This window comes from Desulfobacula sp., from assembly GCF_021107415.1.
In genome coordinates this window covers 1-12,685 of record NZ_JAIOSW010000187.1, presented here as the reverse complement: position 1 = coordinate 12,685, position 12,685 = coordinate 1, and the positions used below count along the sequence as shown (strand labels likewise).

Here is a 12,685-nt window from a genome sequence, read left to right as displayed (position 1 = left end):
TTTGACTCTTTAAAACAGACTTTATAAAAACTCACAAAATTCCAAAAAACCTGTCATTGGGCAAAATCGTCCATAGGTGGCAAGGAGTGGTGAGATTTTTATCAACGATTCATGAATAATTACTAGTTAATCCCCGTGGATGAATATTTAAATTAAGACACTACAGAATAAATGGCTTCTAAAAGCAGATCCTTTTTTATGGGCTTTGCCACGTAACTGTCCATTCCTAAGTTTAAATATCGTTCTTTATCCCCTTTCATGGCATTGGCTGTCAGGGCAATAATCGGAATATGCGTTTTGCTTTTCTCTTCAAGAGACCTGATTTTTAGAGTGGCTTTTTCTCCATCCATCACCGGCATTTGAATATCCATTAAAATCAGATCAAACAATTCCTTTTCATACAATTGAAGGGCTTCTTGACCATTATTAGCAATGGTAATAGAATGGCCTCTCTTTTCAAGCAAAATGGACACAACTTTTTGATTAATAATATTATCTTCGGCTAGAAGAATTTTAAATTTACGTGTGACCTGCAGGTTACGTGTGACCTTCAGGTTAGATGATTTTGCCGAATACGGCTCTTTGGCTGAAGCTGTTTTATCTGCAACATCATAAGCATGTCCGGGCTTTTGTTTTTTAAGTTTTATCGTAAACCAGAAAACAGATCCTTTGTTTAATTCACTGGTAACACCAATTTTGCCATTCATCAATTCCGTCAGCTGTTTTGATATGCTAAGACCAAGGCCTGTGCCACCAAATTTTCTTGTGATGGATGCATCTACCTGGGTGAATAGATGAAATAATTTGTCTATTTTGCCTTGTGGAATACCAATCCCGGTATCCTTTATTTCAAACAGCAGCATAAAATCATCTTTAATTTTTTTCTCTAATTTGATTTTTACAAAAATTTCTCCCTGGTCTGTGAACTTGATAGCATTGCCGATAAGATTTATCAGGATCTGGCGGATGCGGGCGGAATCTCCTGACAGATAATGTGGAACATTTTTTTCAATGAGATAATACAATTCAAGTCCTTTTTCAAATGCTTTTGGAGCAAGTATCTCAACGATAGCATCCATAACGTTTTTTATATTGAAGTCAATGGTTTCAATTTCCAGCTTGCCTGCCTCAATTTTTGAGAAATCCAGAATATCATTAATGAGGACTAACAAAGCGTTTGCGCTGTGTCTGGTGGATTCCACAAAATTTTGCTGCTCTTGTGACAGCCGGGTTTCTGAAAGGAGTTGCAGCATCCCGATAACACCATTCATCGGTGTTCTGATCTCATGGGACATATTGGCCAGAAATTCTGATTTGGCTTGGTTGGCTGCTTCAGCATTTTTTCTGGCCGTCACCAGGTCTTTTGTTTGTCTTTGGATTTCCGACTCCAGCAGTTTTGAATATTTTTTATGTTGTGCAAAGTTTTGGGAAAGAATATCCATGTTTTTTTTTTCAAGGAGGCGAAGTTTTCTGTTCACCTGATCTTTTCGGATTTGGGCAATCTCTTTTTCGTCTTTCAGGGATTGCCTGCTGAAAAATGCATCAACAAGAAGCCGTATCATCTGTTGTGCGAATTCAATACCTTTGGCATTGAATTCAGGTAAACTGATCAAAAGGCCTGCATCAAGTTTTTTTATATAATGGGCAATCAGGGTGCTGGAACTGCTCTGTTTTATTATAAAAGGATTGTCTTGAGATTTTAGGTCCTCATAAAGGTCTTTTTCAATGCCTGTATCAATTTCCAACTCAGGGATTGAGGAAATTCTGTCTCCACCATCAAAAAGTAGACAATACCGGTATTGTGGTAAATTTACGTCAATAAATTCACAAAATTGTTTTTGGTCATTGTTTTTAATGTTTAGATCGTCAAAAATTGTTTCAATTAAATCCATATCTTATTCCTGATCCATAGAAAAAAGGGCATCTGCTTTCTTTAATTCATCGGGTAAGTCCATGGCAATGGCTTTATAGTCCTTAATCGAGGCCTGCATATGTTTTATCAATGACTTGGGAAGAATACTTTTCATGTTCGGAAAAGGGGCATAATTTAATCGATATACCAGGTATTCCGATATTTTGATAATCCCGATAATACTTTCAGGATCAACATTGTCGATAATCTCATGATGATACTTGATACCGTCTTGAACTTCAACAGGCAGATGCCAGTCCTTTGCAATCAAAAAACCTATCTGGGTATGATCCGTACCCAGTATTTCTCTTTCACAGTCATCAATCTGTTTTCCACCAAGGTCATATAGATCGCATACCTTTATAAAGAGCTCCGGTTCTATCTGGTCTTCAACAATGAGTCCGATGTCATGGATCAACCCGCATAAAAAGGCATCATCTCCCTTTTGTTCAAACACCCTTTCACTGATCAACTGGGAACAGATACCCACAGCAGCAGAGTGAAGCCAAAGGTTATTCCGTGAGAAACTTGTATGGACGGTATCATTTTTTATGGTATTTTTAAGGATATCCACGGCAATCATATTGCGTAGATTATTCATACCCACAAAGGCGATAGCTTCGGCAATACTGTCAACTTTTGAAACCAGGGCATAAAATGGACTATTCACAATTTTTAACAGCCTCAGGACAAGGGTCGGGTCCAACCGAATGACCTCTTCGAACTCCTGCAGACTTTTTGTATCATCAGAAATCATACGGGTTAAACGGATGGCGACTACTGGCAATATTTTCATTGCCTTTAATCGTTTTAATATATTGGCTGCACTTGGCATCAGGGCAATACTCTAAATGAAAAAAATAAACTGCTATCTAATGTGTTTCACCTAATAATAAAATCAAGTTTATAGCAAAAAAAAGGCAAATGCAACAGGCAAATGCCGGGCAAATGCTGGGATAATCGCAAGTAGATTTGAAATTTTTCAGATATTCTGGCAGAGGTAAAAGGTGAGACCTTGACCTAAAGTTCACAGGTAATATTCTCAGTGTTGAGCCACCACAAAAAAATGCCGTCTATAAATCCAGGTCTGACCTTCAGGTTACGGTCAATGGCAAGGGAAATGATTTTAGCATGCTTTCCAAGATTATCAATAGCCTGCTGGACTACCTCCTGGGCAAAATTTATATCGTGAACCTCAATTGTAGTAAAACGCATGGATAGAGGAAGACGACTGTTTGGATCCCAAACTATCCATATTTTTTTATACTACCTTGACAAAAAATAAGTTCTTATCTACCATGCCTTATTGAAAAGGATCGCTTATAGGTTCCTCTTGATTGTTTTGAAATTTAATCAAGTTTTCACAATATTCCGGTCTAAACGCTTTCCTATTTTTTTGCACAATTTTAATAATGTTTATTTTGCTAATAAGGTTGTTTCCCATGCAAATAGGTATTGATTTCGGAACCTCTTATTCCAGCGCTGCCATCATGATTGGGGATACCATGAAATTGGTCAAAGATCCCGTCAAACATGGTTACGCATTTCCTTCGAGTATCTTCGTTACGGAGCAGGGTGAGATTCTGGTGGGTCACGCTGCGGAAAACCAGCGTCTCAAAGATTTGACTCGATATCGGCGGGAGTTCAAGCGGGAACTGGGGCAGGATGTACCTATTGTGCTGGGGGATCGCAGCTTTCGGGTTGAGGATATCATCACCGAAGTGCTGAAGAGGCTTAAAACAGAAGCGGAATATCTCAATGAAAGCCCTTTGCGGGAGGCAGTCATCACTGTTCCGGCCATGTATGCACACTATAAAAAGGGTTTAATGGAAAAAGCCGCTTGTTCTGCAGGTTTTGAAGTCAAACTATTGGAAGAACCGATTGCAGCAGTGACCTATTATGCTTGGCAGGCGGGTACCAACAATAACATCCCAAATGAAGATATTATCCTTGTCTTTGATTTTGGGGGCGGAACATTCGACGCCGCATTGGTGCAAAAAGAAGGCATTCACCATGAGTTGCTTGCTATGCCCACAGGACTCGAATATTGTGGCGGTCTGGATTTCGATCGTAAGATCTACGAAGATCTCAAAACCCGTTGCAGCCCCGAACTGCTAAGCATTTTGGAGACTACAAACACGAAGGCCATGAGATCACGCTTTATGGTTGCTGATTGGTGTCAGGATATTAAACACCAGCTTAGTGAAACAGACGAGGCAGAGATCCTAATACCCATCGGGGATATGGAGAATTACAGTCTCACCCGAGAGGCATTTAATGATATGATCGAACCTATGGTTCTGGAAGCTATCAATCTTTGCACATCTCTGGTTGAAAAGGCCGGACTCACATGGGAGCGGGTCAACCAGATACTTCTTGTGGGGGGAAGTTGCAGGATACCTCATATCCACGATCTCCTGGCAACGCATACAGGAAGACATATTTTACGTGTGGATGACCCCGAATTTGCTGTATGCCAAGGGGCTGCGCTTCACGGGATGAATTCCAAAGACAAGGATGAAAAGCCTCTCGTTTCTACTCCCCCCCGGGAGACGAAGAAAGGAAAATACAAATCGGAAAACACACAAATCAAGAAACCCCATGCCCATATTACTTTAGATTATGAAGTCTTGAGTGGAGTCATTATGGAAAGCCTGAATAAATATGATGACCGAACTTATCTCTATATCAGTCCTGCCATATCGCCGAAAAAGGTCAAAAATTCTCGCAAGACCTGCAAGATTCCGAGTTCGGAGAGAATACTTGGGTTGATTGACTGCACCTTATTTGGGTCTGCCAAAAACGCCCTGGTATTTGGCGAGAAGCAAATTTTTTTTCATAGTTTCGTTTTTGAAACCATTGCAGGTCAGGAGGGATCAAAAACACAGATCAAAGAAATTGCGGACAATCTGGGATATGATCGGTTTCCAGAGTGCGTTTTCAGGGAGGTTGATGCCCAGCTTAACATAGGTTATAGCAAGAAATTCAATCCTGATCTCGTAGTTGGTGAAGGGATCATAGAGATACTTGACGACATAAAAAAACAGATTGTTCAGATGGGTCAGGAAAAAGGCGTTAAAAAAGACAGCCATGAAAACGTGTTGAAAGAAAAAGCAGCAATCCTGACCAGAGACCATATTCTAAAAATTCTAAAGAAAAATGAGGATTGCAATTTGTTTATCAGTCCCGACATCCCTCCCAGAAAGGTTACCAATGCAAACCAATCCTGTCTGGTTCCCAAAGGCGAAAATATCCTCGGTATCCTGGATTGTACTTTTTTCGGATCTGCTGTCAATGCCATGGTTTTTGGAGAAAAAGGGATCTATTTCCACAGCGATCAAGTGGTCTATACCAATAGCTATTCAACAGTGACGGGGAGTTGTACCTATGAGAACTTTTTATCTGAAAAATTCATCATAAATGATGGACAGATCGAATTTAGCAACAATGTGCGGTTTAATACGGATATTGCAGAAATTGAAGTCCTTATTCGCGTTCTGAAAGAAATCAGAAGTGAGGTTGAAAGGATTAAAAAAAAGGCTAAGATAGGAAAAATCATTAGTATTTTGCAACAAAAGATAACGCCTAAAAGTGGAGGCTAGCGTATGGATGAATTTCAGGAAGAAGAGAATGGATTCTACGAGGACGATATTTTTATTGATGATCCATTAGAGGCAGACGATTCCTATACGGATCTCATTGCTTCGGAAACGGGGCCTCTGGCAGATTTACTTCAAACCAGCGATTCTTTGAAAAATGTCGACAGTATGTCCGGTGGGATGGAAGAACAAAACCTGGAATATTTATCACCTTGGTTCGAGGACGATGATCAACCGGGTCATTGGCCGAATTTTGATCCGGATGCGGCTGATCCGGATGCGGTTCTCGGAGATCCGGCCACGGATATGGCCCAATGGCATCAGCAGACCTATTCTGATTCCTGCGCCATTGTATCCCAGGAATTCATCCTCGACACGGTCCTTGATCATGACTTTTCAGAAGAAGAGCTTGTAGAGCTTGCTAATGAAAAGGGTTGGTACACACCCGGGGGTGGAACCACTTTGCCCAATATGGGTCGTGTTATGGAGCATTTTAATCTGGAGGTGGCGTATGATGAAAATTGTACTCTGGAGGATTTGAGTGAAAAACTAGAAAATGGAGAGAAGATAATTGTGGCACTGGATTCCGACGAGATATTGAATCCGGGTATGGGAGAGGATGAACCCCTCGCACTTTATTATGGAATTCCCGGCCAGGGTGCTAACCATGCAGTACAGGTTATCGGAATTGATCAGTCGGACCCCGATAATCCGGAGGTGATCATAAATGATCCCGGAACACCGAATGGGAAAGCATTGTCCATTCCTGCAGCTGATTTCAACGAGGCATGGGAAGACAGCAATCACTATATGGTATCCACCACCGGCAATACGGTTCAAACCGTGGGCGGCTACTATGACCCATGGGATGTTTATCACTATTATGACGGCAGTATTGAACCGAGTTACGACGGTAAAAACGGATATTATTAAACAGCACGGCCTATCGCTGGTATAGAAATGACTCGGTGGGAATGTAAATGAAACAGAACCCGGCATCTTTAAGACAACGAAAGAAAAGTTCCAATTAAAAATTACAAGGAGAATGCAATGGTGACTTCTGCAAATAAAGAGACCTCTTCTTCAGGTCGTTCATCAACTAGGTATCCTCAAACTTCAATAATAACAATCCTAATTGATGGTATTCAAAAAACCGCATTTTATCGGCAACTTGTACCTATGGAATCAGGGGTTGGATGGCCTATTCCTCTGCGGAAGGACGGCAGGGTGTACATAATTCTACCCCTTTTTGGCATACACAAGGTAAAAGAGAGGGACAAAACAGCGCTCTTCCCCCTTTTTGCTACCATTACCCTGGACTGGAAAACACAAAAACCTGTGGAATATGTGGATTTAAGCTTCCGTACAAACTGGCCCAAAGAGACATGGGAAAAAGAGGCAGGTTATTTTCCATTCCCTGAAACAGCCCCGTTGACTATCGGTGAATACAAAGAGAAACGGAAGAAAATACTGAACATGTATGATGAGATGTTTAACCTCCTTGCTGAGAACCGCTCTTTTGCACTCGGATTTAAAGAGGAGTTCAGCAGCCTCTTACGAATTCTCATGGAGCCTTGTCTGGAAAAATATTATCGGGCGCTTGCGCCAAAATTCTTCAATCATTTTCTTCCTCAAGAGACTGGAGAATAGCCATGCCTGTATTTAATAATCAAAAACAATCCGTATTGGAGGTTATTCAACAAGCTGAAAAATTAGCGGCTTCCTTTAAAAAGAATAAGCTATCGAAGCGGATATCAGAGATTAAAGAACACCTTGCTGCAGAGAAGCTTTTTGTGGTGGTATGCGGTGAATTCAAGCAGGGAAAGTCCAGTATGATTAATGCTTTTCTTGACGAACCCGGTCTTTGCCCCGTGGATATCGATATTGCTACCAATATAGTTTCTACCATTGGTTATGGGAGAACGGAAAAAATTACGGTCCTGAAGGGTAAAAGAGGAGAGGAAGAGGTCAAAGAAATCACACGGGAAGAGATCGCAGACTTTGGAACTGAAAAAAAAAACAAGGGCAATATTCAAGGTACCAGACTTATTAATCTGGAAATCCCCAATCCCCTTTTGCAGCAGAATCTGATTCTGGTGGATACCCCGGGTGTGGGTGGATTGAATACCGACCATACGGATCTTACGTTTGCTTTTCTTCCCAATGCCGACGTCATACTCTTTGTGAGTGATGTGCTGGCACCATTGTCGGCAGTTGAGCTGGAGTCTGTCCAAAATATCCATCAGCATTGTAAAAAAATAATTTTTGTCATGACAAAAATCGATAGCGTCAGCGATTATGAATCCGTGATTGAAAATAATCGTAAAAAACTGGTTCAGGTACTTGAAGCAGGTGAAAATGAGCCTTTGATTATTCCGGTATCCGCACTATCAAAGCTGGATTATCTCCAATCCAATGACCTTGAAGACATGGAAGACAGCAATTTCACCGTATTAGAGGAAACTATCTGGGACCTGATTAACCAGCATAAAGGGGCCATGTTGTTAATGGGTGCCTTGGACAGAGTAAGTGGAGAGCTGTCTTTTTTAAAGCAACCGTTTCAGGCTGAATGGGAGACTTGTCATAAAAAAAATCAAACGGAGTTGGAAGAGCAAAAACGGCAATTCACGACTTCCAAGGAGCGACTCAGCGCCCTTCTTGAAAACAATGCGGACTGGAGAGTTCAGCTAAGTGACGGGCTCCAGGATCTACGAAGGAATATGACCGCCCAATTTCAAGAAGGGTTTATGAAAATTCGTTATGGGATGCGCACGAGTCTGGAAGATCCCGATATGATACAATCCCCTCAAAAAGTTTTACAACGTTGTGAATATCAAATCGATTCCCTGATGACGGATCTCGGCCAAAGGCTCAGTGAAGCTGCTGAAGCACTTTATGATACCATTGAACAATCCAGTCACCTGCACCTTACCCGCCATGAATCAGAGCCCCTTAAGCTTCGAAAAACGATTTCACCGGAACTTTTTCCACATTCTCAACAAAATACAAATGCGGAAGAAGGCGTTTTGGGCGACAGTAATCAATTGTGGAAAAAATCACGATCTGCTGCCAGGAGCGGGTTGTTTAATCTTCATGCTGGTGCCTTTGTTGGCGGAGTAGTCGGCGTTATTATAGGTGGAGGCGTGGGCCTTTTTGCCGGTGGGATTTCTGCCATCCCCGGGATGGTTGCCGGGGCTCAGTGGGGAGCGGGAATCGGTGCCGTCGGAGGATTTGCCTCCGGGGCAAAAGAGGGCCTTTATCAGATTCAGGAAAAGGATCAAAAACTTGCACAACAAAAAGTATCCAAGGTGGTGAGCCAGTTTATTGAAGAAAGCCAAAACTGCTGTTTACAAACTCTGACCGAAACCATCACCCAATTGGAACGTTCAATCCGGGATAATTTTTCGCGACAATTAAAGCAGGAAAAGAACACCAATGAAGATGCTTTGAAAAGAATTCAGCAAACCGGCATCCTCACCCGAAAGGAGACTGAAAAAAAATCTGCTGAGTTAAAGGTATCCATTAACAAGATCAACCTAATTTTCCAAAATTTGGAATCCTTATCGAAAGAGATTTTCCAAGAGACGACACCCGAAGCTGTCAATCATGAGAAAGAATCACAGGATCTTGGAGATTGGGCGGATGCGTGAAATCCAATTAAAACAGGAGATAGAAAAAATTTTTCAATTCGCCTATGCCCGGATAGGTGAAACAGGCCAGCTTCAGGATCTCAAACAGGAGTTCTTCAAATTCCACGAACAACTTTATCAACCCATGCGGGTGGCTATTGTTGGGAAAATAAAGACCGGAAAATCCACTTTAATCAACGCTCTTTTGGGCGAGAAGATGGTTGCAACCGGCAATAAAGAACTCACCTTTAATGTAAATTGGCTGAAATATGCTGACAAGCCCGGTCTCCGGGTTCATTTTAAAGATGCAAGACCACCGGAATCCCATTCGTTGGAAGCGTTGGAAGCTCTGACACGCAGAAGAAAAGAAAATCAGGACTACCTACTTAAAATCAAATTTATTGAAGTGTTCTATCCCAATGAGATATTGAAATCATTTCACCTCATAGACACTCCGGGGTTGGAATCTTTCTTTGTCGAAGACTCAAAGAATACTCTGGATTTTCTGGGGCTTAACCCGGATAGTGTTGATGAAGCCACCCATTCTGCAGCCATGGGTGCCGATGCGGTTCTTTTTTTATTTAATCAAAGCCTTGCCCGGACTGATCACGATCTTATGGAAGAGTTTCATGGGGGTATACTGCAAGGATCGTCGCCCATTAATGCCATCGGCGTACTCAGTAAAGTGGATGTTTATTGGCCGAGTGTTCAGACACCCAAAACGGCTGGAAAGAAAATTTCATATCGTTTAATGAATGATCATCAAAACGTTAGAAATGTATTCTATCAAATCTATCCGGTTTGCGGTCTTTTGGCTTTTGGTGCAAAATCACTAACCCAAGAGGAGCATAGAACACTCCTGGTGCTCTCAAAAATTCCAAAAGAGCGATTTAAAAAGCTTGTGCGAAATAGTAAAAGATTTGCTTTTAGAGAATATGAAGATATTCCAGTATCCCCTCTTTTGCGTCAGGATCTCCTGGCGAGATTGGGACAATATGGAATCAACGAAGCTTATCGGCTGATTCAATCGGGAATAGAAAACCGAGCGGAGCTATCCTCGTCGTTGCTGGAATTGAGTGGCTTTCAGGAATTTTTAAAATGTATTGAATCCCATTTTGGGAATCGTTCCTTTTTGATCAAACTGCATACCTGTTTCAAACAGGTGAAAGCAGCCTGCTTTCAGGTCTATCAGAAGCTTTCCAGAACCCAACGAAAGATTATCGATGAAATCAATGGCCAATTTGAGGCCTTTGAAAGTAAGCAAAACGCCTTTCAGGAGTTCCAGATTTTACAAAGTTATTATGAGGGAAAACTCGCTTTTTCCAAGGATGAAGCCGATCAACTCCTCGCGGTGACTGGTGAGTACGGCACTTCCTGCGCTGAGCGCCTTGGAATGAATGATAATACCAACGTGATGGAGTTGATTTCAATGGCAGAAAAAGCTAAACAATATTGGCACCATAGGGCAAATGATTTTCTGGATACGGATCGTACCACGGTTTTTGCATCTTCCATTCTGGTTCGATCGTACGAGGGAATTCTTTTCCACTTGAATGAGGCCAGGAAACATCTTTACCTATAGTCCGGGTTAGGACTAATTATCCTGATTCATGACCTTCTCAGGACCTCCAAGTATCAAGAATATCAATTGTAATCTTGAGCATTCTGGATTGAAAACATTTTCATTATTCGAGTGAAAAATTTAGGAGACAAGGGTGAGTACTCTGGGCAAACACTATGCAAAATGCTGGGAAATCCTGAGGATCAGTTGATCATTTTAAGCATTAGTGGTACGGCTGTCATGGTTCCTATGGTCGAGCCCAGGTTAGTGAAAATAACCACCAAAAGAATCCGGGTCACATTATTGCGCCAAAAGCCTTTGATGGATACAATATCTTCAGGGATTGCTTCAAGATCTTTTACTTTTGGTTTTCTGGAAAAGGCTTCCACAAGTCCGGACACCCAACCTGCTGCAATCATAGGATTTAAAGAGGTTAAAGGGGCTGCAATTATCGATGAGGCAATGGTAAGGGGATGCGCTAAAGCAAGCGCAGCGCCAATCCCTGCAAAAATGCCATTGGCAGCAATCCAGATCCAGATCATATCTGTTCCTGCACTTTTGCCCTCCATTAGAAATCCTGCTGCAAACAGCAAAAAAATAGCTGCCGGGATAGCCCATTTTAAAATTTTACCAGTCTTGCCTGCCGGAGGAATGATATTCAGTTCATCAAGATCTATCTTTTCATTGCCGGCAAGATATTTTTTGATTCCCGGGGCATGGGCAGCACCCACAACAGCTACAATTTTTTCACCCGGGGCAGACCTGATTTTTTCTGCCAGGAACTGATCTCTTTCATTGATCAGGGTTTTTTCAATAATAGGATGTGTCTTTTTTACATCAGCCAAAAGCGTTTGCAGGATATCTTCCTGCTTCATCTTTTCAATATCTTCTTCATTAATATCATCGGAAGCACCAAAAGAGAAAACAAGGGAGAACATGAGCTTTAACTTTTCCCACAGCCCCATTCCCCGCCAGACCCTTGAAAGGGTAATCTGGATTTCACGATCCGACGGAACGATACGGGCATTGATTTTTTCTGCTGCATTAATGGCATTGATCATTTCCTGGCCTGGTTTGATGCCAAATTTATCCGCCATTTTTTTCTGGAAAGAGGCCAAAAGAAGGTTTATGAACAACAGCAGCGCCTTTTTCTCTTTAATGACCTTTACAATATCCATGTTGCGCCATCTGTCCGCATCTTTTAGTGACGCAAGACTTGTTGCACAAAGTTCCACACAGACTTTATCCGGGGTTTGTTCATGGATGGTGTCTTCCACAAGCTTAGCACTCTGTCTTGAAACATGGGCAGTGCCGATGAGAATGATTTTTTTCCCATTGCAGGATATGTGGTCTACCATATTGTCTTTTTCCGGGCGATCTTCTTTTTGACGGTCTTTTTCTGGGTGGCCTTTTTCCGGGGAATTTTCCATGAACCTTTTATAACCTTTCAAATCAATTAAATTTGAATCGTATTATAACCATTATATTTTTCCTGGCAATACAAAATCATTCAAATTCTTGACCTTGACAAACAGTTTTGATATTCAGAAGGTTATGAAATCAATTGATGAACTGATATTGAGAGCAACAAAAGAGATGATCGTCAAATTTATTGAAATGGGAAGACTCTCCCCGTCCAATCTTCATGAATCGTTTAAAGATATTTATGCCACGGTTAATGACACCGTTAAAAAAAATGTGAACAAAGCAGTGTCTTCTAATGACCAACAAAACTGAAGATATTTTTTCAAGAATAAAATCCGGGGTAAGACAGGGCTTGATCAAAGGGTGGAAAGGACTCATCTGGCTGCTGAAGATTATTATTCCCATATCTTTTGCCACCACCCTCCTGGTTCACTTTGGAATCATTTATAAACTTGATTTTCTGCTGACACCGCTCATGACATGGTTGTCCCTGCCGGCATCTGCGGCCCTTGTTTTAATTATCGGTCTTTTTACCGGCGTTTATGGAACCGTGGCAGCT

10 protein-coding genes and 1 pseudogene are annotated in these 12,685 nt (G+C 41.6%); 7 read left to right on the top strand and 4 right to left on the bottom strand.

All coding sequences use genetic code 11. The features are described from left to right. Positions 1 to 152: 152 nt before the first annotated feature. The 3 genes from K8S13_RS10170 to K8S13_RS10160 form a co-directional block, all read right to left on the bottom strand. Entirely contained in the window at positions 153 to 1,892 is a 1,740-nt protein-coding gene (locus K8S13_RS10170) for an ATP-binding protein (RefSeq protein WP_291462334.1), read from the bottom strand. 3 nt (positions 1,893 to 1,895) lie between these two features. Next, positions 1,896 to 2,747: an HDOD domain-containing protein gene (locus K8S13_RS10165; protein WP_291462333.1), complete on the bottom strand. Its 852-nt coding sequence runs from the start codon at positions 2,745 to 2,747 to the stop codon at positions 1,896 to 1,898. Between the two features lie 185 nt (positions 2,748 to 2,932). Continuing rightward, positions 2,933 to 3,127, bottom strand: a complete 195-nt coding sequence (locus K8S13_RS10160) for a hypothetical protein (RefSeq protein WP_291462332.1) — start codon at positions 3,125 to 3,127, stop codon at positions 2,933 to 2,935. 227 nt (positions 3,128 to 3,354) lie between these two features. Here K8S13_RS10160 and K8S13_RS10155 point away from each other — a divergent pair, with 227 nt between their 5' ends. The 5 genes from K8S13_RS10155 (at position 3,355) to K8S13_RS10135 (ending at position 10,722) form a co-directional block, all read left to right on the top strand. Continuing rightward, the gene (locus K8S13_RS10155) at positions 3,355 to 5,514 is read left to right on the top strand and encodes an Hsp70 family protein (protein WP_291462331.1); all 2,160 of its coding nucleotides are present in this window, start codon (positions 3,355 to 3,357) and stop codon (positions 5,512 to 5,514) included. A 3-nt stretch (positions 5,515 to 5,517) separates the two neighbouring features. Further along, positions 5,518 to 6,444 carry a hypothetical protein gene (locus tag K8S13_RS10150; protein WP_291462330.1) on the top strand — a complete coding sequence of 309 codons (927 nt, stop codon included), beginning with the start codon at positions 5,518 to 5,520 and terminating at the stop codon, positions 6,442 to 6,444. 117 nt (positions 6,445 to 6,561) lie between these two features. Next, positions 6,562 to 7,161: a hypothetical protein gene (locus K8S13_RS10145; protein WP_291462329.1), complete on the top strand. Its 600-nt coding sequence runs from the start codon at positions 6,562 to 6,564 to the stop codon at positions 7,159 to 7,161. 2 nt (positions 7,162 to 7,163) lie between these two features. Further along, on the top strand, positions 7,164 to 9,161 hold the full coding sequence (locus tag K8S13_RS10140) for a dynamin family protein (protein WP_291462328.1): 1,998 nt from the start codon (positions 7,164 to 7,166) through the stop codon (positions 9,159 to 9,161). Beyond that, the gene (locus K8S13_RS10135) at positions 9,154 to 10,722 is read left to right on the top strand and encodes a dynamin family protein (protein WP_291462327.1); all 1,569 of its coding nucleotides are present in this window, start codon (positions 9,154 to 9,156) and stop codon (positions 10,720 to 10,722) included. The genes K8S13_RS10140 and K8S13_RS10135 overlap by 8 nt, the downstream gene beginning before the upstream one ends. 182 nt (positions 10,723 to 10,904) lie before the next feature. On the opposite strand, the gene K8S13_RS10130 is transcribed toward K8S13_RS10135, so the two are convergent. Continuing rightward, positions 10,905 to 12,059: a TraB/GumN family protein gene (locus K8S13_RS10130; protein ID WP_291462335.1), complete on the bottom strand. Its 1,155-nt coding sequence runs from the start codon at positions 12,057 to 12,059 to the stop codon at positions 10,905 to 10,907. A gap of 196 nt (positions 12,060 to 12,255) precedes the next feature. On the opposite strand from K8S13_RS10130, the gene K8S13_RS10125 reads away from it, so the two are divergent. Both K8S13_RS10125 and K8S13_RS10120 read left to right on the top strand, forming a co-directional pair. Then, complete coding sequence (locus K8S13_RS10125) at positions 12,256 to 12,438, top strand: conjugal transfer protein TraB (RefSeq protein WP_291462326.1); 183 nt, start codon at positions 12,256 to 12,258, stop codon at positions 12,436 to 12,438. Next, positions 12,422 to 12,685, top strand: a pseudogene (locus tag K8S13_RS10120) (iron transporter); the annotation flags it as partial. The gene K8S13_RS10125 and the pseudogene K8S13_RS10120, both read left to right, overlap by 17 nt.